This window comes from Brachybacterium rhamnosum, from assembly GCF_039526185.1.
In the GTDB taxonomy this organism is placed as follows: Bacteria; Actinomycetota; Actinomycetes; order Actinomycetales; family Dermabacteraceae; genus Brachybacterium; species Brachybacterium rhamnosum.
The window spans coordinates 393,681-416,771 of sequence record NZ_BAAAIS010000002.1 but is presented as its reverse complement, the minus strand read 5'-3'; the positions used below and the strand labels follow the sequence as shown (position 1 = coordinate 416,771).

The following is a 23,091-nucleotide window of genomic DNA, read 5'->3' as shown; positions in this document are numbered from 1 at the left end:
GGCGTCGTCGCCGGCACGTGCCCACGACCCGCGAAGGATGCGAGGACGCATCATGAACACCCCCAGCTCGAACACGTCGGAGGCCGAGGACATCGTCCGCGGCGTCGGCGGACCCGCGAACATCGAGAGCCTCACCCACTGCGCGACCCGGCTGCGCTTCCAGCTGCACGACGCCGAGCAGGTGGACCGCACCGCGCTCGACGCCCTCCCCGGCGTCATGGGCACCGTGCCGCAGTCCGGCGACCGCTTCCAGGTCGTCATCGGAGGCGCCGTCGCCGGCGTCTACTCCCAGATCATGAACCTGCCCTCCATGAGCGGCGGCCCCGCGCCCCGCCCGCAGAGCGACGCCGAGGTCAAGGCCGCGATCCGCGCCAAGGGCCGCGGCCGCTTCGCCTGGCTCGACAACGTCTTCGAGTACCTCTCGGACTCGTTCCGGCCGCTCATGGGCGTGCTGCTCGGCGCTTCCCTGATCGTGGCCATCGTGTCCGCACTGGACGCCTTCGGGGTCATCGACTACTACGCGGACGACAAGTCTGCGACCTGGGTCTTCGTCGATGCGATGTGGCGCTCCGTGCTCTACTTCCTGCCGATCATGGTGGCCTACAACGCCGCGAAGAAGCTGCAGATCGACCCGTGGGTGGGAGCGGCCGTGATGGCGGCCGTGATGACGCCGAACTACACCGGCATGCTCTCCGGCGCCGGCACCATCCCGGGCGTCACCTGTACCACCAACGCGACGCTCGGCACCGAGCAGTGCACGGCGACGGTGTTCGGCCTGCCCATGCAGCTGAACGACTACGGCGGCCAGGTGTTCGTGCCGCTGCTGATGGTCGCCCTGCTCGCCCTCGTCTACAAGGGCCTGGCGAAGATCTTCCCCGCGAACGTGCAGCTCGTCTTCGTGCCGTTCTTCTCCATGCTCGTCATGATCCCGGTGACCGCGTTCCTCATCGGCCCCCTCGGCATCTGGGCCGGCAACGGGATCGGCGCGGGCCTCGCCTGGCTGAACGGCAACGCCCCGATCGTGTTCGCGGTCGTCATCCCGCTGCTGTATCCGTTCCTGGTGCCGCTGGGTCTGCACTGGCCGTTGAACGCCCTGATGCTGCAGAACATCAACACCCTCGGCTACGACTTCATCCAGGGCCCGATGGGCGCGTGGAACTTCGCCTGCTTCGGCGCGACCGCCGGCGTGCTCCTGCTGTCCCTGCGCCACCGCGAGCCGGAGATGCGGCAGACCGCCACCGGCGCGCTCGCCGCGGGCCTGTTCGGCGGCATCTCCGAGCCCTCCCTCTACGGCATCCACCTGCGCTTCAAGCGGATCTACCCGCGCATGCTCGTAGGCTGCCTCGTGGGCGGCCTGATCGTGGGCCTGCTGGGCGGCGTGGACACGAGCGCCTTCGCGTTCACCTCGCTGCTGACGATCCCCGTCTTCGATCCGATCCCCGTGTACGTCATCGCGATCGCGGCGGCCTTCGTCACCGCGATGGTGCTCGTCTACTTCTCCGACTACATGCCGCGCGAGCAGCGTGCGGCGGCGAACGCCGCGCGGGACCTCCGCGAGGCCGACGAGCGCGCCGCGGCGACCGCCGCGTCGGAGTCCTCCGGTTCCGCGACGAGCACGACCTCCGCGACGACGACCGCCCCGGTCGTCGGCGCCGCCACCGCCACGACCGACGGCGCCGACGCCGCCGCCGGGACCGCGGGCGGTGCGGCCCCCACCGCGACCCTGCTCGCCGAGGCCGATCTCGAGATCGTCTCCCCGGTCGCGGGTCGCGTGCTGGACCTCGACGACGCCGGCGACCCGGTCTTCGCCTCCCGCGCCCTCGGCGAGGGCGTGGGCGTCGAGCCGGCCGACGGCACCGTCCTCGCCCCGCTCGACGGGGAGCTCATCACCGTCGCCGGCACCGGGCACGCCTTCGGGATCCGCGGCGCGGGCGGCGTCGAGGTGCTCGTGCACGTCGGCATCGACACCGTGCAGATGAACGGCGAGGGCTTCGACGTGCGCGTCGAGGCCGGCCAGCAGGTGCGCGCCGGGGACCTCCTCGCCGAGGTGGATCTCGCGGCGATCCGTGCGGCCGGGCACCCCGCCCTCACCCTGGTCACCGTCATCAACACCGCGAGCCTCGCCGAGGTGCGTCCGCTCGCCGTGGGCGAGCAGGTCGCCGCGGGCGCCCCGGTGGTGGCCGTCCGCCGCTGAGCGGTCGGGCCGGGCGCGCGCCGCTCCCCGCGGGGGGGGGCGGTGCGCGCCCGCGCCCGTGCTGGGAGGATGTGTCCCGAGCGCGAAGGAGGTGAGCGGGCATGAAGGTGCTGAGGGTCCTCAACAACAACGTCGTCATCTCCCGTGACGGCCAGGGCCAGGAGGTCATCCTCACCGGCCGCGGGATCGGTTTCCGCGCCCGCCCCGGCCAGGAGGTGGACCCGGAGCTGATCGTGCGGGTGTTCGTCCCCTCCGACGGCCGCGACCCCGATCATCTCGCCGAGGTCTTCGCGATGATCGACCAGGACGTCCTGCGCGGCGTCGTCATCGCCCTGCGCGCCGCCGGGATCGAGGGCCGCGAGTCCACCCGCCCCACCCTCGCGATCGCCGTCGCGGACCATGTCGCGGGCGCCCTCGAGCGGGCCCGGAAGGGCCAGGAGATCGAGTACCCGCTGCGCGCGGAGGTGGGGACCCTCTACGGCACCGAGTACGCGCAGGCGGAGCGCCTGCTGGAGGAGATCAACCTCCACGTGGACCCGCCGCTCGCGGCGGGGGAGGCCACGGCGCTCACGCTGCACCTGGTCAACGCGGGCTTCGCCTCCGGTGACCTGTCCTTCACGTACACGATGACGGGGGTCATCCAGCAGCTGCTCGCGGTGATCGGTGAGCGCTACGGCGTGGACGTCTCCCGCAGCTCGATGACCGCCGCCCGCTTCATCACGCACGTGCGCTACATGTTCGTGCGCATCCAACAGCACCGGCAGCTCGACGGTCAGGAGTCGACCATCGGCCGCTCGATCCGGGAGAGCTACCCGGAGGCCGTGCGCACGGCGGAGCAGCTCGCGACGATCGTCCAGCTGCGCCTCGGGGACCGGCTCACGCCGGACGAGGTCGCCTACCTCGCCCTGCACGTCGCGCGGATGACGATGGACCGGGCCCCGGAGGTTCCCTGAGCGCAGGGGACCTCCGGGACCGACGGCCGACGGGGATCAGGCGAAGGGCTGCGAGGCGTCGTCCAGCGCGGTGACCTCCGCGGCGTCCAGCTCGAGCGTCGCGCCGGCGATCAGCGCGGCGACCTGCTCGGGGCGGGAGGCGGAGGCGATCGGGGCGGTGACGCCCTTCGCGCGCAGCCACGCGAGGGACACCGAGGTCACCTCGACGCCGTGCGCCTCGGCGACCGCGTGCAGCGCCTCGAGCACCGCGGGGGTCCCGGGCTGGCCCAGCAGCTCCGTCGCGGCGCCGCCTCGCGGGGCGCCCTCGGCGTCCGCCGCCGTGCGGTACTTGCCCGTCAGCACACCGGAGGCGAGGGCGTAGTAGGGGAAGGTCGCGAGCTCGAACTCCGCAGCGATCGGTGCGAACTCCTGCTCGAACTGCGCGCGGTGCAGCAGGTTGTACTGCGGCTGGTGGGCGACGGGCAGCGTCACGCCCTGCTCGCGGGCGGTCTCGAGGAAGGCGCGCAGGCGCTCGGGGGAGTAGTTCGACAGCGCCAGGTGACGCGCATTCCCGGAGTCGAGCACCTCGCGCGCGGTCGCGACCTGGTCCTCGATCGAGACGTTCTCGTCGTCGAAGTGGAAGTAGTACAGGTCGACGTGGTCGGTGCGCAGGCGCTGGAGCGACTCGTCGAGCGCGGCGAGCACGTTCTCGCGGGAGAGGCCCTGGCGGTCCGGCTTCGAGGCGACCTTGGTCGCGAGGACCACCTCGTCGCGGTTGCCGCGAGCCTCCATCCAGGCGCCGAGGATCGTCTCGGACTCGCCGCCGGAGTTGCCGGGGACCCATGCCGAGTAGCCGTCGGCCGTGTCGATCGCGCTGCCGCCCGCCGCGACGAAGGCGTCGAGCACGGCGAAGGAGGCCTGCTCGTCGGAGGTCCAGCCGAAGGTGTTGCCGCCGAGGACGAGGGGCAGGATGTCGATATCGGTGCGGGGGATGCGGGCCATGGGGGCTCCTTCTGGTCGTGGTGCGTGGCGACCGCGGTGTGACGGCGCGGTGCCTTACCGTCCCCCCAACGCCTCGCGGCCCGCGGTATTCCGTCCTCTCGGGCACGGGACCCGGCCGCGTCGCCGTAGGCTGGCACGGTGACCCCCGCCGCTCGCCGTCCCACCTCCGCCGATGTCGCCGAGCGTGCCGGCGTCTCTCGGGCGACGGTCTCGATGGTCCTGAACGGCCGCACCGAGGGCACCGTCTCGACGGTGAACCAGGAGAAGGTGCTCGCGGCCGCCGCGGAGCTCGGCTACACGCGATCCGCGGTCGCCATGTCCCTGCGCGAGCGGCGCACCCGCACGATCGGCCTGATCAGCGACGAGATCGCGACATCACCGTGGGCGGGCCGGATGGTCCGCGAGGCCTCGATGGCCGCGGCCGAGCGCGGGTACATGGTGCTCACCGCGGATCTCTCCCTGCGCGAGGCGACCGTGGAGGGCGCCGTGCGGATGCTCGCGGAGCGCCAGGTGGACGGCCTGGTCTACGCGGCGATGGGCCGCACCCGCATCACGGCGCCCACCCCGCCGCCGGGCATCCCGCTCGTGCTGCTGAACTGCGACGCCCTGCCCCAGGAGGAGGCGGCGGCCCCCGTCGCGGTGGTCCCGGACGACCTCCAGGGCGCGCGCCGCGCCGCGCGGCGCCTGCTCGAGGTGGGGCACCGCCGGATCGTCTTGCTCTCCGGGGACGACGACTCCGTCGCCACGCGCGAGCGGCAGCAGGGCTTCACCGAGGTGCTCGAGGAGGCCGGGCTCGCCCCGCGGATCGTGCGCACGGGCTGGCAGATGGACGACGGCTTCCGCGCCGCCGCGGAGCTGCTCGCCGAGCCGGTACCGCCCACCGCGCTGTTCTGCATCCGCGACCGGGTGGCCGCCGGCGCGATCCATGCGGCGGCCGTCGCCGGGGTCGCGGTGCCGCGGGAGCTCTCGGTGATCGGCTTCGACGACGAGGACTTCTTCGCCGAGGTGCTCACCCCGCCGCTCACGACGATCGCCCTGCCGCACGCGGAGATGGGCCGCACCGCGATGGCCGCCCTGCTCGACCTCGTCGACGCGGGCGCGGAGGAGCAGGACGGGGCCGACGGGGCCGCTGCGGCCGCTGCGGCCGGGACGGTCGTCGTCGCGTGCCCGCTCGTCGAGCGCTCCTCGGTGGCGCGCCCGCCGGCCGGCTGAGCCCCGCGCCCCCGGCCTCTCCGGCGCGGTCCGGACAGGGTTCCGTCGGCCGGCCTTGACACGTGTGAAAGCTGCGCCGCATACTCATCCCACCTCACTTCGACACGTGAAGAAGTGTGGTTCCGGATCACCCCCCTGTGCCGCTGCTCGACGAAGAGGACCGCATGGCCACCCGATCACCCCTCACCCGCCGCGCGCTGCTCGGCGCCGCCGGTCTCGCCGGCGTCGCCGGCACCGCCGCCGCCTGGCCGCGCCTCACCGGGGCCGACGTCCCCGGCCGCGGCGAGGACGCCCTCACCGTCCTCATCCTCGGCACCGCCCAGGACGCCGCCGGCCGCCAGACCATCGCCGACGCCTTCATGGAGGAGCACCCGGACATCCCCGTGCGCATCCAGTCCGTGCAGGCCACCGACTGGGGCGACTTCTTCGCGAAGATCCTCACCATGGTCGCCTCCGGCACCCAGCCCGACGTCGTCTACACCGCGACCGAGGGCGCCCAGCTCTTCGCCGACCGCCTCGCGCTGCCGCTGGACGACTACCTCCTGCGCGACGCCGAGGAGATGCGCGACTACTTCGAGGACGTCCACCCCAGCCTCGTCGAGGCGTTCATGTACCGCGGCTCGCTCTACCAGCTGCCCCTCGACTTCAACGCCGCGAACATGTACCTCAACCTCGACGTCCTCGAGCGCAACGGGCTCGAGATGCCGGAGGAGGACTGGAGCCGCGACGACTTCACCGAGCTGCTGCGCGGCATGCAGGGCGACGCCCGCCCCTACTACTGGACCAACCGCCTCTTCGGCGGCATCGTCCCCTGGCTCTACGTCAACGACACCTCCTTCCTCGTCGAGGAGAAGGCCGACGGCGGCGAGCAGATCTGGTCCACCTTCTACCCGGGGGAGGAGCGCTCGGGCGGCTACCTGTGGACCGGCTCCAACGCCACCCACGAACGGGTCCACGAGAGCGTCGAGTACCTCCGCACCCTCGTCCAGGACGGCCTCGCCGTGCGCCCCGAGGAGGGCGGCGGCAACACCCTCGTGGGGCTCTTCGCCTCCGGCCGCATCGGCTCCACCCCCGCCGGCGGCTACTGGGTCCAGGGCCTCGCCGAGGGCGGCATGACCCCCGAGCAGTACGACGTGCAGTTCTTCCCCCGCTGGCGCACCCAGCGCCACCAGTTCGGCGCCGCCGGCTACGCGGTCATGAAGACCACGGAGAAGGCCGACCAGGCCTGGGAGTGGATCAAGTTCACCGCCTCGAAGCAGGCCATGCAGCTCGCCTTCCCGACGCCGTCGACCACGCCCACCCGGCGCTCCATGGTCACCGACTCGCTCTACACGGGCGTGGGCCCCGAGCACTGGTCCCGCTTCTACGACACCCTCGACCGCTTCCCGACCTCCGGCCCGATCCCCGCGCCGCCCCAGCAGGCCGCCGTCGAGACCGCCCTCATCCGCAACATCTCCACCGCACTCTCCGGCGGGGCCGGCGGCGTGGCCCGCGCCCTCGCCGCGCTGGACCGCGACCTGCGCGCCGTCTTCACCGAGGAGGACGCATGACCACCGACTCCCGCGGCACCCTGCTGCGCTGGATCTTCCTGGCCCCCACGATGCTCGGGGTGGGCCTGTTCGTCCTCGTGCCGATCGTCGGCTCCCTCGTCCTGGCCTTCTTCCGCTGGGACATCATCACCTCGCCGCGGTTCGTGGGCCTCCAGAACTTCACCGACCTCGCCGCGGACTCCACCGTCGCCGTCTCCTTCCTCAACACCGCCGTGTTCGTGGTCGTCGCGGTCGCCGCGCAGCTCGCGATCGCCATGCTGCTCGCGGTGCTCGTGCAGACGCGGATGCCGGCCTGGCTGCGGGTGCTCTTCCGCTCCACCTTCTTCTTCCCGCTCGTGCTCTCCGCGGCGAGCGTCTCGATCCTCATGAAGTACCTCTTCAACGAGAGCTACGGCGTCATCAACTGGGCGCTGTCGCTCGTCGGGATCCCCGCCGTGCCCTGGCTGACCAGCCCGCAGTGGGCGATGGTCGTCGTCATCGCGGTGTACGTCTGGCAGAACTTCGCCTTCCCGTTCCTGCTGTTCATCGGCGGCCTCGCCGCGGTGCCGCAGGAGGTCTACGAGGCCGGAGCGATCGACGGCGCGACCGGGTGGCGGCGCTTCCGGCACCTCACGCTGCCGCTCGTGAGCCCCACCGTGCTCGTCGCCTCGGTGATGGCGATCATCTCCGCGCTGCAGGTCTTCGACCAGCCCTACGTGCTCACCCGCGGCGGCCCCGGCGACTCGACCCGCACCGTCGTCATGGTCATCTACGAGAGCGCCTTCCGGGAGCTCGAGTTCGGCCGCGCGAGCGCGATCGGCCTCGTGCTCATGGTGCTGATCATGCTGGTCACCGCCGCCCAGTTCCGCCTCGCCCGCCGCTTCGTCTTCTACCAGTGAGGAGCGTCCCTCCCATGACCCCTCACCCCTCTCCGTCCGGAGGCGTCCGATGACCCGCAAGCTCCCCTCCCTCGCCCGCTACGCCGCGCTCGCCGTCGCCGCGGTGCTCACCCTGGGCCCCGTCTGGTGGACCTTCACCACCTCGCTGCGGCCGGCCGCGGAGTCCTTCTCCCTGCCGCCGAGCTTCTTCCCGCTGAGCCCCGATTTCTCGAGCTACGCCGCCGTCTTCGAGCAGATCGGCGTGCCGCTGCTCGTGCTCAACAGCGCCCTGGTCACCGGCGTCATCGCCGTGGGCCAGATGATCACGGCCGCGATGGCCGGCTACGTCTTCGCCCGCATGGAGTTCCGCGGGAAGAACGCCCTCTTCGCGACCGTGCTCTCCACGATGATGGTGCCCGCGCAGGTGACGATCGTCCCCGTGTTCATGCTGATCCGCGGCATGGGTCTCTCCGACACGCTGCTCGCGCTGATCCTCCCGGCGATCCCCACGGCCTTCGGCACCTTCCTCATGCGCCAGTACTTCCTGGGCCTGCCGCTCGAGCTCGGCGAGGCCGCCGCGATCGACGGCGCGAGCCCCTGGCGCACCTTCTCCTCGATCTACGCGCCGCTGGCCCTGCCGGGCATGGCGATCGTGGGGGTGCTCGCCTTCAACTTCCACTGGAACGAGTTCTTCCGCCCGCTGATCTTCATGATCTCCGAGCAGAACTACACGCTGCCCCTGGGGCTGGTCACGCTCCAGGGCAACCTGGGCACGGGGTCGATCTCCGTGGTCCTCGCCGGGGTGGTGCTGTCGATGGTCCCCGCGGTCGTCGTGTTCCTCTTCGGTCAGCGCTACCTCCGCGAGGGCCTCACCGCCGGCGCCTCGAAGTGACCTCTGCCCACGACGATCCCCATCCGCCCCGCGAGAGAGACGAGACCCCCATGACCGCCCTGCACTTCCCGGCCCTGCACCGCGTCCACCCCCGCGGCTGGCTCAACGACCCCAACGGGATCCTCCACCACGACGGGCGCTGGCACGTCTACTTCCAGCACCACCCCGAGGAGCCCCGCCACCGCGACATCCTCTGGGGCCACATGTCCTCCCCGGACCTCGTGCGCTGGCGCGAGGAGCCCCACGGCCCCGTGCCCCGTCCCGGCGAGGCGGACCGCGGCGGCTGCTGGAGCGGCGTGGGCTTCGTGGACACCGCGGAGGACGGCACGGCGCTGCCCACCCTCGTCTACTCGGGCGTGGACGGCGTGCGCAACGACCTCTCCCAGGTCGTCGTCGCCCGCACCGACGCGCAGCTGCAGGGCGTCACCCGCTCCGTCGTCGCCGCCCCCGTTCCCGAGGAGCTCGACCTCGAGGGCGTGCGGGACCCGTTCGTGCTCACCCTCGACGGTCGCCGCTGGGCGGTCCAGGGTGCCGGGATCCGCGAGGGCGAGGCCGTGGTCCCCGCGATCCTGCTCTACGACGCGACGGACCTCGAGCACTGGGAGTACCGCGGCACCCTGCTCACCGGGCACGACCCCGTCGCCGCGGAGCACGTCCCCGCGGAGATCTGGGAGTGCCCCCAGCTCGTGCGCCTCGGCGACGAGTGGGCCCTGCTCGTCTCTCTCTGGTACCGCTCCGAGCGCGTCCCCGGCTCCATCACCGAATCCGCATACCTGCTGGGCTCGCTGACCACGGGCGAGGACGGCCTGCCCCGCTTCGCGCCCCGCACCGGCGGCTCCGTGGACGCGGGCCCGGACTTCTACGCGCCGCAGGCCGTCGTCGACCCCGACGGCGAGCGGGTGCTGCTGTGGGGCTGGTCCTGGGAGCACGCCGGCCGCACGCAGGAGCAGACCGACGCCCAGGGATGGGCCGGCTGCCTCACCTTCCCGCGCGAGCTGGGCCTCGACGGCGACCTGCTCGTCTCCTCCGCGCCCGCCGAGCTCACCGCCCTGCGCGGGGAGGAGATGACCGTCCAGGAGGGCACGCTCGAGGTCACCGCGCCGCTGCGGGCGGAGGTCCGCACGGCCGGCCCCGTCACCGTCACGCTGCACCGGGCGGGCGGCGCCGAGGAGGCTCTGCTCGCGCACGCGGGCGGCCCCGCGACGCTCCTGCTCGACGCGGGCATCCTCGAGCTGCTGCCCGAGGCCGGCACCCCGTCGACCGTGCGCCTCTACCCCGAGGGCGGGGACGCGGTGCGCTTCCGCGGCGAGGTCGAGCAGGCCTGGGAGCTGCGCCTGCCCTGAGCGGAGAGCGGGGCAGCGGCGGGGCTCAGGGCGTGCGCACGCCGCCGAAGACGAGCGTGCGCCGCAGCGCGAAGCCGAGCTTCTCGTAGGCCGCGATCGCGCCGGTGTTCGCGGCGCTCGCGTGGAGCAGCGCCCGGTCGCCGCGCTGCTGCACGGCGTGGGCGACGTCGAGCACGAGCGCGGAGGCGAGGCCCTGGCGGCGCTGGGAGGGGTCCACGCACACGGCGCTGATCTCGGTCCAGCCGTCGGGGTGGAGGCGCTCGCCGGCCATGGCGACGAGGCGGCCCTCGCGGCGCACGCCCACGTAGCGGCCCATCTCCACGGTGCGGGGGAGGAAGGGGCCGGGCTTGGTGCGCTCGACGAGGGCGATCATCTCCTCGGCGTCCGCGAGGCCCAGCTCCTCCGCCTCGGCGAAGGGACGCGGGGCGAGGGCGTCGGTCTGGACGAGCTGCACGCCGGGCACGCGGTACTCCCAGGTCCAGCCGTCGGGGATGACGGGATCGGCATGGGAGACGCCGACGACGGCGTCGTGCCCGAAGACCTCGAGGATCGCGCCCCAGACGCCCGGGTCCTCCCAGTCGCGGACGCCGACGAAGGGGGATACGTCCGCGGGGTAGTGCTTGACGAGCTCGTTGCCGATCGCGAGGTGCGCATGGGCTCCGGTGAGCGCGGACCAGGCGGGGCGGTCCAGCACACTCTCCTCGGCGTACGGGGCGTCGCTCGGCGACGGGTCCTGCTGCGGCTGCTTCGGCTGCGCGACGTTCTCGATCGTGGCCACGGATCGCCCTCTCTGCGCGGTGGTGCGAGGAGCTCACCGTAGGTCCGTCCCGCGTACGCGGTCACGCGCGCGGGACGGTATGTGACGAACGCTGACCGCGGGGGGCGCCGGGTCATCGCCCGCGGGGAGCCGCTCGGGGGTCGAGCACGGCCTCGGTGCTGCGGCTCCTCGACCGGCGGGGATCTGTTCGGTGACGGGTCGGTAGCACCGTGCGAGGCGGACGGCGTCGGAAGAAATGCCCTGTGGCCTGCGCTGATGGACGCGCGTCAGAGATGTGACGATCTTGTAAAGAGACTGGCAAAGATGTTCAAGACTTCGTAAAGTTCTTTCGCGCCCGCCGCTCGGCGGGCGCACCGCGGGTCCCGGCCGTCGGCCACGGATCCCGATCCAGGGGGAACAGTCATGCATCACACCATCAGCCGCAGAGCAGGCGGCCGCCGCACCAGGATCCTCGCCCTCGCCGCCGTCGGCATCCTCGCCGCGGGCGGCGGGACGGCCGCCGGGCTCGCCGGCGGGGTCGGCGCCGCCGCCGCTCCCGCCGACGTCGCCGCCGGGACGGGGGACGTCGCCGGGGGCACGGGCGACGCAGCCGCCCCCGTCGTGGACGTCCCCGACTCGTGGGACGGCACGATCTCCGCGAGCGAGATCGGCAGCTCCTCCTCCTACGTCGCCGTGGACTACCTCTACGGCGCGAGCCGTGGGGCGAGCTCGATGAGCGCCGCGACGATCGCCGGCCAGGAGTTCTTCGCCGGCTCCGACGCCGTGTGCTCCGGGAAGACCGTGCTCGACGGCCGTGCCTCCCGCTGCACCTTCACCGACGACGACTCGGGCGAACAGCTCCGGGCGACCGTCCGCCTCGTGGCGACGCCCTTCGCCGGCCGTGCCCTGATCGTCGCCGCCGATGACCAGGACGCCCCTCGGGCGACGGTGCCCGAGGGTGCGCAGATCGGGTACTGGGGCGCCGACGCCCCCTCGCCCGCGAGGGTCACGGCCTCCGACCTCGAGCACACCGTCATCAACGCCGTGATGATGGGCTCCGACTCCGACGGCGACCTGCCGGAGGACCTCGCCGCGGGCTGCACCGTCCTGGATCGCGGCGCCCACGGCACCTGCACGATCACCGGCTCCGGCGGCGGCGACGGCACCTACTACCTCACCCAGCAGACCGCGATCGACGGCGGGCCGGGATACGTGGTCACCGCGCTCGACGTGGGCGGCTCCGGCGTCACGCTCCCCTCGAGCTGGGCGGGCACCGTCTCCACGAGCCGGGTCGGGAACGAGGGCGGGGGCGTCGGCCTCGAGCACCTCTACCAGGATCGCGCCGTGACCTCGGTCAGCGCGAGGTCCATCGCCGGCGGTGAGTACTTCGGCGGCTACGACGCCGTCTGCACCGGGAAGGCCGTGCTCGACGGCCGCGCCTCCCACTGCACGTCCACGAACCCGGACACGGGGGAGAAGGACACGTCCACCGTGCGCCTCGTGCGGACCCCCTTCGGTCGGGCGCTGCTCGTCCTCGAGGACCCGGACGCGGCGCAGAAGCTCCCGGTCGCGAAGGGCGCCGAGATCTCGCTGTCCTGGGCCGACGCGCCCTCCGCCTCGGAGGCCACCGCGGAGGACATCGAGGAGGCCTCGATCAACGCGGTGATGCTCGGCCGGGCCGCGGACGGCGACCTGCCTGCGGGCATCACGAGCGAGTGCACCGTGCTCGACGAGGGCCACCACGCGGTGTGCACCCTCGACGGGACCGACGGCGCGGACGGCACCTACTACGCCACCTCGCAGGTCAACGAGGACCTCACCTACGTCTTCACGGCGCTGCCGGAGGACTGACACGGCCGTCGGCCCACGGGCCGGCGGAGCGGGCTCCGTCCGTACCGGGTGCGGGACGGGAGCGGAAGGGGACGGATCAGGGGGCGCGGTCGGGGGACCGCGGGATCCGGCCCCGGCCGGCGCCGACGACGAGTCGGCGCCGGCCGTGCGTCCGGGCCTAGGATCGAGGCCATGTCCGAGCGTCCCGCGCCGACCGACGCCGATCCCCTCGGGGTCCCGTCGCCGTCGGACGAGTCCGCAGGGCAGGACGGGACCGCGCTGCCCGATTACGCGGCACGCGACGTGCACGCCGCACCCGCGCCGGCGCCCGGCTTGGAGTGCGACGAGGCGGAGGCGGGGGACCGGCCCTTCCCGCCCTGGGCGATCGTCAGCGTCGTCGCCCTTCTGGTGATCGGGCTGCTCGCCGGCCTCGTGATCGTCGCCGGCGCGCTCGACACCGCCGAGCGCCTCCGCACGGCGCCCACCACGGCCACGACACCCACGGATCCCGGCCCGCGCTCGACGCCCGCGACCGGCGACCCGTCGCTGCGTCCCGGCAGCGTCGACCGGGCGGGCGGCGGCGCCGCCCCCGACGGCAGCTTCTCCGATCCCGCGACCGTCGGCGAGGACACCCTGAGCTGGCCCACCTGGGACGGCGGCACCGTGCACGTCCGGGCCGCCGAGGTGGACCCGGACGCCGAGCTTCCGCACGCACCGGGCACCGATGTCGTCGAGGACGGCCACCAGCTCGTGCTCGTCACCCTCGAGATCTCCTACGAGGGGCCCGGGCAGTTCCAGCCGCTCTCCGAGATGTGGTTCTCCGCGCAGACCGACCTCGGCTACGCGACGGACGTCCTGCCCGGCATGGCGCCGGACGCGATCGACACCGTCGGCGCGATCCGGGACGGCCAGCACGCGAGCGCCCGCTGCGCCTTCGTGCTCGTCTCCACCCAGATGGACGGCGCACGGATCGTGCTCCAGCCCTACGACGGGGAGCCGCTGCACTATGCGCTGGGCTGATCCGGCCCGCCCCTCGCAGAACCCCATCTGACCTGCGCGCACGGTGACCGAACCGTGACTTGTGGACGGGTGTGCGCACCCCTAGCATCCGGATCATGAGCCTGCCGTCCTCCCGCGCCCCCCATGAGAGCGCCCCGCCCCTCGCGCCTGCCGTGCCGTCGGCCCCCGGAGCCGTCGCCCCGCCCTCGGCGCCCCGCGGCGGCCGGCCCGGATGGGTGCTCCCGGTGATCACCGCGACCGTCGTCGTGGGGCTGCTGCTCGCCCTCGGCATCGTCGCCGGCACCGTGCTCGTCGCGCTGCGGCTGAGCCAGGGCGACGACCTCGCCCTGGACACGTACTCCGGGAGCGACGAGGTGGGCGGGGTCGTCACCGACTCCTCGGGCACCGTGGTCGACGACGGCACGGGCGGCTACGACCACCCCGGAACCGTCGGCGAGCACACGGTCGCCTGGGGCACCTGGGACGGCGGCACCATGAGCGTGGGCATCGACAGCGCGGAGGTCGGCGGCACGATCCCCGGCCACGAGGACCTGCCGCGCACCGGCTTCACGCTCGTGAGCGTCGAGGGGACGGTGGCCTACGAGGGTCCCGGCAGCCTCGTGCTCACCGACGAGCTCTGGCTGGGCGCCGAGACCGATCTCGTCTACGTGGACGACATGTCCCCCGGGGTGGTCCAGGGCTCGCTCGGCGAGCTGCCGCCGCTCGAGGACGGCGGGACGGTCGCCTTCACGGCCGTGTTCGTCGTCCCGGCGGGCGAGGAGGACGGCGTGATCATCGATGCGTCGAGCGGCGAGGGGGACTTCTCCTGGGAGCTGCCCTGAGGTCACGGAGGGGCTGAGCCGCGGCCGCGGTGGACAAGCGGCCCGGCCGCGCGGCATGATCTATGTGAAACCCGCGGTACTACACATCCGTGGCGCACGACCTCGACGACGAGTCCGCGAAAGGCACCCCCTGATGAGCAGCTACACCGAGCACGTCACCCGCGTCCTGACGGAGGACCTCGACCACCCCGCCCTCGGCACCGTCGCCGTCCTCACGCTCGCCCCGCCGGAGGGCGAGGAGCGTCGCCCCGCGACCCTCGGCCCGCAGTCCATCGAGGCCGTGACCGGCGCGATCGACACGGCGCTCGACCGCGCGGAGGCCGGAGAGATCGGCGCGATCGCCCTCACCGGCACCGGCCGCGTCTTCCTCGCCGGCGCCGACCTCTCGATGTTCGCCGACGCGCAGGCCGCCGGCAGCGTCCCCGCCATGACCGAGCGCGCGCACGCCCTCCAGGTCCGCGTGCGCACGAGCCCCGTCCCCGTGCTCGCCCACCTCAACGGCGCCGCCCTCGGCGGCGGCCTCGAGGTCGCCCTCATGGCCGACGTCCGCACCGCCGTCCCCGGCGCCCGCGGCATCGGCCTCCCGGAGACCGGCCTCGGCATCCTCCCCGGCTGGGGCGGCACCACCCTCCTCCAGAGCGTCGTCGGCCCCGAGACCGCCGTGCGGATGGTGCTCGAGGACCCCGCCCGCGACAAGCAGCTCTCCGCCGCGCAGGCCCTCGAGATCGGGCTCGTCGACGAGCTCGCCGAGGACCTCCCCGCCGCGCTCGACGCCTTCGCCGCGATCGTCGCCGCCCATGACGACGAGGAGGCCGAGGACGGCGCCGGGAGCACGACGGCCTGGGCCGGCCGCATCTCCCCGCTGCCCGCCGCCGGCAGCCCCGAGGCGGAGGAGCTCGCCGACGCCCTCGACGCCCCGCACACCTCCGCGGAGACCCGCCGTCAGTGGGCCGCACGCCTCGAGGCGCAGGGCGCGCCGTCCGTCTCCCGCGCCCTCGACCTGCTCCAGCAGCTGCCCGGCTCGACCCTCGAGGACGCCCTAGCCCGCGAGGCGACCGCCCTCACGGAGCTCGCCGCGACCCCCGCCGCCGCCGGGGCGATCCACGCCGCGGAGCTCCTGCGCCACGGCAAGCCCGGCCGCCGGCCCGTCGAGGGCGCGCGCGAGATCCGCTCCGTGGGTGTCGCCGGCGCCGGCCTCATGGCCTCCCAGATCGCCGCGCAGCTCGCCCTGGGCCTGCAGGTCCCCGTCATCATGCGCGACCTCGACGCCGCCATCGCGGAGAAGGGCCTCGCGCACGCCCGCGAGGTCGTCGCCGAGGCCGCCTCCCGCGGCCTGCTCGACGAGAGCGCCGCGAGCGCCGTCGCCGCCGGGCTCTCCGTCACGACCGACGTCGCCGACCTCGCCGGCTGCGACCTCGTCCTCGAGGCCGTCCCCGAGGTGCTCGCGATCAAGCGCTCCGTGTTCCAGGAGCTCGAGGGCGTGCTCTCCCCGGAGGCGCTGCTCGTCTCCAACACCTCCTCCCTCTCCGTCGCCGCCATGGCGGAGGGCCTCGCGCACCCCGAGCGCGTGGTCGGCCTGCACTTCTTCAACCCGGTCGCGAAGATGCCGCTCGTCGAGGTGATCCACACCGAGCAGACGGACGACGCGACCCTCGCCACCGGTCTCGAGGTGGTGCGCCGCCTGCGGAAGTTCGGCGTGCGCAGCGCCGACGCCCCCGGGTTCATCGTCAACCGGCTCCTGTTCCGCGTGCTCGGCGCCGTGCTCGCCTCCCTCGACGCAGGCGCCGATCCCGCCGAGGTCGACGCCTCCCTGGACCCGCTGGGCCTGCCCATGCGGCCCTTCACCCTGCTCGACCTCGTGGGCCTCAAGGTCGCCGACCACGTGGGGGAGGTGCTGCGCGGCGAGCTCGGCGAGCGGTTCCACGCCTCCCCGGGCCTGCACGAGATGGCCGAGCGCGGCGGCCGCTTCACCGACCGGGTCAAGGGCGCTGTGCACGCACCGGTCTCCGCGGCCGTGGGCGAGGTCTTCGGCGCCGGCGGGGCGAGCGGCAGCGCGCCCGTGGGCGATGCCCTGCTCGAGGTGGTCCAGGACGGCCTCGCCGAGGAGATCGGCCTCATGCTCGACGAGCACGTCGTCGAGAGCCCCGACCAGATCGACCTCGGGATGATCCTCGGCGCGGGCTTCCCGCGCCATCGCGGCGGCATCACGCCGTACCTCGACCAGGTGGGCGCCTCCGAGCGCGCCGCCGGCCGCCGCTTCCACGGGGACCGCTTCGCCCGCTCCTGAGTCCCCGGAGCAGGAGCGGCACGGCCGCCGGGGCCCGCGGGCCCCGGCGGCCGTTGTCATGTCGTGACCGTGCGGGCGCGGCCTGACGGGGTGAGGGAGGTCTCCCGCCCCTTACGATGTGGCGATCGGGCCGCGGCCCGACGTCCAGGCATGACACGAGGAAGGGGGCGGCGCCGTGGCATCGGCGTCGGCAGGAGCATGTCGCAGCCACCGCAGAACCCTTGGGGGCAGCCGCCGTCGGACGACGGCCTCGGCGGGCAGGACCCCGCAGGCCAGCAGGGCAGCTGGCAGCAGGATCCGGCCGCCGGTCAGGGGGACTTCGCCCAGCAGCCCGGCCAGTACGACGCCGCCGGCCAGTACGGCCAGGCGGGCGGGTACGGGCAGCCGTCCGCGAACGGCTACGGCCAGCCGTCGGCGAACGGGGCCGGTCAGCCCTCCTTCGGGCAGGGCACCCCCGCGCCCGGCTTCGGCGACCCGCAGAACCCCTCCTTCTCCCCGGCCTTCGGCGGAGCGCCCCAGGGCGGCGAGCCGCCCAAGAAGGGCAACGGCGGGAAGATCGCGCTGTTCGTGTGCATCGGCTGCGCCGTGCTCGCGCTGCTCCTCGTCCTCGTGGGCGGCGGGATCTTCCTGTTCTCGAACAGCGGCGGCGACGATCCGACGGATCCGCCCAGCACCACCACCTCCGAGCCGGAGACCACGGACCCGACCACCGAGCCCGAGACCACCGATCCCACCACGGAGGAGACCACCACCGAGGAGCCGACCACCCAGGCCGCCGGCGATGGCAAGGGCACCAAGGACCAGCCCTACGCGATCGGCGAGACCTTCACCCTCGACGACGGCGCCGGCGGCACCGTGGACATCTCCTTCGGCGAGGTGAACTGGGACAACACCCAGGCGGTGCTCGACTCGTACTCCGGCAACGAGAAGCCCGCCGAGGGCAGCGTCTACGTGACCGTCCCGGTGACCGTCACCTACCACGGTGACTCCTCGATCATCGGCGGCCTCGCCATGTACCCGACCTTCGTGGACTCCGACGGCAACGAGCTGCCTTCGTCCAGCGCGCTGGGCCCGAACTCCGACGGGTACATCCAGGAGCTCAAGGACGGCGACTCCGGGACCTTCGACCAGGTCTTCGAGGTGCCGAAGGACAAGGCCGGCTCCGGCATGGTCGCGGTGATGTCCTTCGCGGACTTCTCCGCCGACCCGGTGTACGTCAAGCTCGGCTGAGCCCGCCTCGGATCTCGCCGAGCGCGGCGGCCCGCCCTCCCCTCGGGGACGGCGGGCCGTCGTGCGTCCGGCGCCCGAGCTCAGCGGCGCGGGGCCGCCCAGGCGTCGAGCCGCTCGAGGGCCTGCTCGATCGTCGGCACGTCCTTGCAGAAGGCGAGCCGCAGGTACGCGCGGGCGTCCCCACCGGGCGCCTGCGCCGCTGCGCCCTCACGGTAGAAGGCGCTGAGCGGGATCCCCACCACCCCGGCCTCCGCCGGGAGCCGCTCCGCGAGGGCCGCGGCGTCGGCCTCGCCGAGCGGGGCGGCGTCGGCGACGACGAAGTAGCCCGAGGCCGGGACGGCGACGCGGAAGCCGATCTCGCGCAGGCCTCCCACGAGCAGGTCACGGCGCGCACGGAGGTCCTCCGCGATCGCGGTGAAGGCCTCGTCGGGCAGGCGCAGTCCCTCCGCGACCGCCCCCTGGAAGGGTGCCCCGGAGGTGTACGTGAGCCACTGCTTCACGCCGGTGATCGCGGTGAGCAGCTCCGGCCGCGCCGTCACCCAGCCGATCTTCCACCCGGTCACCGAGAAGGTCTTGCCGGCGGAGGAGATCGAGACGGTGCGGTCCTGCGCGCCGGGCAGCGCGGCGAGCGGGGTGTGCACGGCGCCGTCGTAGGTGAGGTGCTCGTAGACCTCGTCGGTCACGAGCACGGCGTCGACCGCCGCGGCCTCGTCCACGAGCCGCTGCAGCACGGGGGAGGGGAGCATGAGCCCCGTCGGGTTGTGCGGGGTGTTCACGAGCACGAGCCGTGTGCGCGCGGAGAACGCGGCGGCGACCGCGGCCTCCTCGACCTCGAGCACGAGGTCCCCGCGCTCGTCCGTGCGGGAGGAGACGGGGATCGTGCGGTGCACGCCGCCCGCGAGCGCGATCACCGCCGCGTACTGGTCGTAGAACGGCTCGAGCGTCACGACCTCGTCGCCGGGCCGGACCAGCGCGAGCAGGGTCGCGGCGAGCGCCTCGGTGGCCCCCGTCGTCACGAGCACCTCGCTCGCGGGATCCCAGACGAGGCCGTGGAAGCGCTGCTGGTGCTCGGCGACGGCCTCCCGCAGCACCGCCTCGCCCGCCCCCGGCGGGTACTGGTTGCGGCCGGCCCGGATCGCGGCGACCGCTGCCTCCGCGACGACCTCGGGCGGGTCCGTCTCAGGGAAGCCCTGACCCAGGTTCGCGGCGCCCGTGCGGGCGGCGAGCGCGGACATCCGCGCGAAGACGGTGGGGCGGGCCTGCCCGTCCACGAGCAGTCCGGCGGCCTGCGAGGCCCGGGTCCAGGGTCCGTTCACGTCCATGCCCGGCAGTGTCGCAGAGCCGTCGCGCGGCGGGCCTCAGCGCTCGCGGGGGAAGACGAACCGGCCGTAGGTGACGTAGCGGAACGACGTCGAGACGACCTGGCCGATGAGCGTGCCGGAGATGTTGTCCGCGAGCGGGGAGTCGAGGCCCAGCACGTAGCGGGAGAAGCCGAGGCACGCGAGCTGCAGGCCCGCGGCGATCACGTTGACGATCACGAAGGCGAGGATCGAGCGGGTCGTGTGCGGCGCCGGCCGGTCGCCGAAGGTCCACAGCCGGTTGCCGACGTAGGTGAAGCACGAGGCGACGGCGATCGTGAGGATCTTCGCGGGGATCGGGTGCGCGTGCAGGACGCCCTCGCCCCAGCCGCCGCCGGGCGTCCAGAACACGAGCAGGTTGTACATCGCGGCGTCGAGCAGGAAGACGATCCCGCCCACGGTGAGGAAGGCGAGGGACGGCCGCAGGTGCGAGAGCAGGAACGCCCCGAGCCGTGCGGAGCGGGAGGCGGGCAGGGCCGACGGGGCCGCGGCCGGAGCGCTCTGGCTGTTCCCGGCCGGCGCGCTCTGGCGGGTCCCGGGCTTCGACACGCACGGCACTGTACCGGAGGGCGCGCGCTACCCTGGGAGTCCTGCCGCTGCGACGGGACCGGAACGGACGTCCCTGGGAGCGCGCGGCAGATCCGCAGCGACGGGACCCCGTCCTGCCGGCGCCGGTCATGACCGCGCGCCCGGCGGGGACGCGGCTCCCTGGGAGCGCGCGGACACCCGGACCAGGGGCCCGCCACGGGCCCCGGAGGCCGGGGACCACCTCTTCACGGAAGGCCACCATGACCCACGTCGCCCTCGCCATCGCCGGATCCGAGGCCACCGGAGGCGCCGGCGCGCAGACGGACCTCAAGACGTTCCACCAGCTCGGCACCTTCGGCACCGCGGCGCTCACCTGCATCGTCTCCTTCGACCCGAAGAACGACTGGGGCCACCGCTTCGTCCCCGTCGAGCCGCAGGTCATCCGCGACCAGATCGAGGCGACCACCGCGGTGCACGACATCGACACGGTGAAGATCGGCATGCTCGGCACGCCCGCCACGATCGACGCGGTCGCCGCCTCCCTCGCGGAGCGCGACTTCACGAACGTCGTCCTGGACCCGGTGCTCATCTGCAAGGGTCAGGAGCCCGGCGCCGCGCTGGACACGGACAACGCGCTCAAGGAGAAGATCCTGCCGCTCGCCACGTTCGTCACCCCGAACCACTTCGAGACGCTCTCCCTCTCCGGCATGGAGTCGATCGAGACCGTCGAGGACCTCACCGAGGCCGCGAAGCGCATCCACGACACGTACGACGTCACCGTCCTCGCCAAGGGCGGCGTGGTCCTCCCCGGCGTCGACGCGGTGGACGTGTTCTACGACGGCGAGCAGATCGTCCAGCTGTCCAGCCCCAAGATCGGCGAGGAGCGGGTCTCCGGCGCCGGCTGCACCCTCGCCGCCGCCGTCACCGCGGAGCTCGCCAAGGGCGCCAGCGAGCTCGAGGCCGCGCGCACCGCGAAGGCCGTGGTCACGAGCTCGATCGAGAACCGCCAGGGCGGCCACGCCCCCTTCGAGGCCGTCTACCAGGGCGCCTACCGGGCCTGACCCGCCACGGCCCGGCGCGGCCCGCCGGCCCGAACCGGCCCGCCGGCCCGGCGACCGGCCACGGGACGTCTTCGCGCAGGTTCCCTCGATTTCGGGGACATCTGCGCGAAGACGTCCCGTCGTCATGTCGGGAACCCGTCATGCCCGCCCGCGGCCCAGCCCGGCCTTCCCCGCGCTCCCGCCCACCCCGCCGTCGGGGCCGCGGGACGTCCTCGTACGGGTCCCCTCGTTTTCGGGGGTGACCCGTACGAAGAGGTCCCGTACCCCTCTGCCCGCCCCTGCCCGCCCCTGCCCGCCCCGCCGCCTCCCCGCGCCGGCCCTCCGAGGTCACGGAAGCATCCCGGATCCCGGCCATCCGGCCACACAAGTGGACAAGCGCCCTCGAACTGCCCAGGATCGGGACATGGATCACAGCCTCCCCGACGCCGATCCCGCCGCCCAGGGCGCGGGCCCGGACCCTGCGCCGCCGCTGATCTCCGTGCGCGGCGTGAGCAAGCACTTCGGGGACTTCGTCGCGCTGAACGACGTGGACCTCGACGTGCGCCGCGGCGAGGTCGTCGCGGTGATCGGCGCCTCGGGCTCGGGCAAGTCGACCCTGTGCCGCTGCATCAACCGCCTGGAGACGATCACCTCGGGCGAGATCCGCATCGACGACGAGCTGCTGCCGGAGGAGGGTCGCGAGCTCACCCGGCTCCGCTCCGACGTCGGCATGGTGTTCCAGTCCTTCAACCTCTTCCCGCACCTGCGCGCGATCGACAACATCACGCTCGGCCCGCGCAAGGTGCGCGGCGCCTCGAAGGCGGAGGCCGAGCAGCGGGCGCGCGAGCTGCTCGAGCGGGTGGGCCTCGCGGACAAGGCGCACAGCCTCCCCGCGGAGCTCTCCGGCGGGCAGCAGCAGCGAGTCGCGATCGCCCGGGCGCTCGCCATGGACCCCAAGGCGCTGCTCTTCGACGAGCCGACGTCGGCCCTGGACCCCGAGGTGATCAACGAGGTCCTCGACGTCATGGGCTCCCTCGCCGAGCGCGGCATGACGATGCTCGTGGTCACGCACGAGATGGGCTTCGCCCGCCACGTGTGCGACCGCGTGGTGTTCATGGACCGCGGCGAGATCGTCGAGGAGGGCGAGCCCGAGCAGTTCTTCACCGCCCCGCGCACGCAGCGGGCCCGGGACTTCCTCTCCACGATCCTCCCGCACTGACCCCACCCGATCCCTCGACCCCAGGAGCCCCTCATGACCCGCAAGATCCGTCCCGGCCGCCGTTCCCTGCTCGCCGCCGCGGCCGCCGTGCCCGCGGTCGCCGCCCTCGCCGCCTGCTCCTCCGACTCGACCGACGCCCCGTCCCTGGGAGGCTCCGGGGCGAGCGACGGCGGCGCGGCGAGCGGCGAGTACGACGCCGTCATCGCCGGCGGCCCCGTCGCGGAGGACTCCGCGATCTCCGGCAGCGCCTGGGCGACCGCGATCAAGGAGAAGGGCAAGCTCGTGCGCGGCGGCACCACCGCCAACCAGGTCTTCTCGATCATCGACCCGGCGACCGACAAGGTCACCGGCTTCGACGCCGGCATCACCCAGCTGCTCGCGCGCTACATCCTCGGCGAGGGCGGTGAGGAGAAGGTCGAGTACATCGACACGACCGTCGAGACCCGCGAGACGATGGTCCAGAACGACACCGTGGACTGCGTCATCGCGACGTACTCGATCACCGCCGAGCGCCTCGAGAAGATCGACTTCGCCGGCCCCTACTACCTCTCCGGCACCTCCATCCAGGTGCGCACCGAGGACAAGGATTCGATCACCGGCCCCGCGGACCTCACCGGCAAGAAGCTCGTCACCCAGTCCAACTCGACCGGCATCCAGGCGATCGAGGACAACGTGACGGACCCGGGCGACGTCGAGACCCTCGCGGACAACGAGTCCTGCGTCGCCGCGCTCAAGCAGAAGCGCGTGGACGCGTACGTGCTGGACCAGGGCGTGCTGCTGGGGAACTCGAAGGCCGACCCGGACGTCACCGTGGTGGGGGAGCCCTTCACCGAGGACCCCTACGGGATCGGGCTGAACAAGGAGCACGCGGACGCCCTCGAGCTCGTCAACGCCTTCCTCGAGGCGATCGAGTCCGACGGCACCTGGAAGAAGCTCTACGAGGCGACCATCGGCCAGGTCATCGAGGGCGACGCCCCCGAGCCGCCCACCGTCGGCGACCTCCCCGCCTGAGGCGACCC

Annotated in this window: 19 protein-coding genes; 15 read left to right on the top strand and 4 right to left on the bottom strand. The window is 73.3% G+C overall.

Translation table 11 applies throughout. The annotated features are described in order from the left end of the window. Window positions 1-52 precede the first annotated feature (52 nt). Both ABD080_RS03820 and ABD080_RS03815 read left to right on the top strand, forming a co-directional pair. Window positions 53-2,194 (top strand): glucose PTS transporter subunit IIA, encoded by a 2,142-nt coding sequence (locus ABD080_RS03820; protein WP_343903700.1) that lies wholly within the window; start codon window positions 53-55, stop codon window positions 2,192-2,194. A 101-nt stretch (window positions 2,195-2,295) separates the two neighbouring features. Beyond that, window positions 2,296-3,147: a PRD domain-containing protein gene (locus ABD080_RS03815; protein WP_343903699.1), complete on the top strand. Its 852-nt coding sequence runs from the start codon at window positions 2,296-2,298 to the stop codon at window positions 3,145-3,147. Between the two features lie 36 nt (window positions 3,148-3,183). Here ABD080_RS03815 and ABD080_RS03810 read toward each other — a convergent pair whose 3' ends face one another. Continuing rightward, on the bottom strand, window positions 3,184-4,128 hold the full coding sequence (locus ABD080_RS03810) for an aldo/keto reductase (protein ID WP_137769223.1): 945 nt from the start codon (window positions 4,126-4,128) through the stop codon (window positions 3,184-3,186). A 138-nt stretch (window positions 4,129-4,266) separates the two neighbouring features. On the opposite strand from ABD080_RS03810, the gene ABD080_RS03805 reads away from it, so the two are divergent. The 5 genes from ABD080_RS03805 (at window position 4,267) to ABD080_RS03785 (ending at window position 9,982) form a co-directional block, all read left to right on the top strand. After that, window positions 4,267-5,340, top strand: a complete 1,074-nt coding sequence (locus ABD080_RS03805; RefSeq protein ID WP_343903698.1) for a LacI family DNA-binding transcriptional regulator — start codon at window positions 4,267-4,269, stop codon at window positions 5,338-5,340. 164 nt (window positions 5,341-5,504) lie between these two features. Next, window positions 5,505-6,890 carry an extracellular solute-binding protein gene (locus ABD080_RS03800; RefSeq protein WP_343903697.1) on the top strand — a complete coding sequence of 462 codons (1,386 nt, stop codon included), beginning with the start codon at window positions 5,505-5,507 and terminating at the stop codon, window positions 6,888-6,890. After that, a complete protein-coding gene (locus ABD080_RS03795; RefSeq protein WP_343903696.1) occupies window positions 6,887-7,768 on the top strand; it encodes a carbohydrate ABC transporter permease in 882 nt (293 codons plus the stop codon). Before ABD080_RS03800 ends, ABD080_RS03795 begins: the two co-directional genes overlap by 4 nt. A gap of 49 nt (window positions 7,769-7,817) precedes the next feature. After that, on the top strand, window positions 7,818-8,639 hold the full coding sequence (locus ABD080_RS03790; RefSeq protein ID WP_343903695.1) for a carbohydrate ABC transporter permease: 822 nt from the start codon (window positions 7,818-7,820) through the stop codon (window positions 8,637-8,639). A 50-nt stretch (window positions 8,640-8,689) separates the two neighbouring features. Then, window positions 8,690-9,982 carry a glycoside hydrolase family 32 protein gene (locus ABD080_RS03785; RefSeq protein WP_343903694.1) on the top strand — a complete coding sequence of 431 codons (1,293 nt, stop codon included), beginning with the start codon at window positions 8,690-8,692 and terminating at the stop codon, window positions 9,980-9,982. Between the two features lie 25 nt (window positions 9,983-10,007). Here ABD080_RS03785 and ABD080_RS03780 read toward each other — a convergent pair whose 3' ends face one another. Continuing rightward, window positions 10,008-10,751, bottom strand: coding sequence for a GNAT family N-acetyltransferase (locus tag ABD080_RS03780; protein ID WP_168198135.1), 744 nt, complete (start codon window positions 10,749-10,751; stop codon window positions 10,008-10,010). A 411-nt stretch (window positions 10,752-11,162) separates the two neighbouring features. Here ABD080_RS03780 and ABD080_RS03775 point away from each other — a divergent pair, with 411 nt between their 5' ends. The 5 genes from ABD080_RS03775 (at window position 11,163) to ABD080_RS03755 (ending at window position 17,927) form a co-directional block, all read left to right on the top strand. After that, window positions 11,163-12,590: a hypothetical protein gene (locus tag ABD080_RS03775; RefSeq protein ID WP_343903693.1), complete on the top strand. Its 1,428-nt coding sequence runs from the start codon at window positions 11,163-11,165 to the stop codon at window positions 12,588-12,590. 171 nt (window positions 12,591-12,761) lie between these two features. Beyond that, window positions 12,762-13,589 (top strand): hypothetical protein, encoded by an 828-nt coding sequence (locus ABD080_RS03770; protein ID WP_343903692.1) that lies wholly within the window; start codon window positions 12,762-12,764, stop codon window positions 13,587-13,589. 95 nt (window positions 13,590-13,684) lie between these two features. Further along, complete coding sequence (locus ABD080_RS03765) at window positions 13,685-14,410, top strand: hypothetical protein (RefSeq protein ID WP_137769215.1); 726 nt, start codon at window positions 13,685-13,687, stop codon at window positions 14,408-14,410. A gap of 133 nt (window positions 14,411-14,543) precedes the next feature. Next, window positions 14,544-16,697, top strand: coding sequence for a 3-hydroxyacyl-CoA dehydrogenase NAD-binding domain-containing protein (locus tag ABD080_RS03760; protein WP_343903691.1), 2,154 nt, complete (start codon window positions 14,544-14,546; stop codon window positions 16,695-16,697). Window positions 16,698-16,895: 198 nt separating this feature from the next. Continuing rightward, window positions 16,896-17,927, top strand: coding sequence for a proline-rich domain-containing protein (locus ABD080_RS03755; protein ID WP_343903690.1), 1,032 nt, complete (start codon window positions 16,896-16,898; stop codon window positions 17,925-17,927). An 80-nt stretch (window positions 17,928-18,007) separates the two neighbouring features. On the opposite strand, the gene ABD080_RS03750 is transcribed toward ABD080_RS03755, so the two are convergent. Together ABD080_RS03750 and ABD080_RS03745 are read right to left on the bottom strand one after the other, a co-directional pair. Beyond that, window positions 18,008-19,249 carry an aminotransferase class I/II-fold pyridoxal phosphate-dependent enzyme gene (locus ABD080_RS03750; protein WP_343903688.1) on the bottom strand — a complete coding sequence of 414 codons (1,242 nt, stop codon included), beginning with the start codon at window positions 19,247-19,249 and terminating at the stop codon, window positions 18,008-18,010. A 36-nt stretch (window positions 19,250-19,285) separates the two neighbouring features. Next, entirely contained in the window at window positions 19,286-19,834 is a 549-nt protein-coding gene (locus tag ABD080_RS03745; protein WP_343903687.1) for a GtrA family protein, read from the bottom strand. Window positions 19,835-20,073: 239 nt separating this feature from the next. On the opposite strand from ABD080_RS03745, the gene ABD080_RS03740 reads away from it, so the two are divergent. From ABD080_RS03740 to ABD080_RS03730, 3 genes are all read left to right on the top strand, one after another. Next, window positions 20,074-20,874 carry a hydroxymethylpyrimidine/phosphomethylpyrimidine kinase gene (locus ABD080_RS03740; protein WP_137769210.1) on the top strand — a complete coding sequence of 267 codons (801 nt, stop codon included), beginning with the start codon at window positions 20,074-20,076 and terminating at the stop codon, window positions 20,872-20,874. Window positions 20,875-21,277: 403 nt separating this feature from the next. Beyond that, window positions 21,278-22,072 carry an amino acid ABC transporter ATP-binding protein gene (locus tag ABD080_RS03735; protein WP_137769209.1) on the top strand — a complete coding sequence of 265 codons (795 nt, stop codon included), beginning with the start codon at window positions 21,278-21,280 and terminating at the stop codon, window positions 22,070-22,072. Between the two features lie 33 nt (window positions 22,073-22,105). Next, window positions 22,106-23,083, top strand: coding sequence for a glutamate ABC transporter substrate-binding protein (locus tag ABD080_RS03730; protein ID WP_137769208.1), 978 nt, complete (start codon window positions 22,106-22,108; stop codon window positions 23,081-23,083). Window positions 23,084-23,091: the final 8 nt, after the last annotated feature.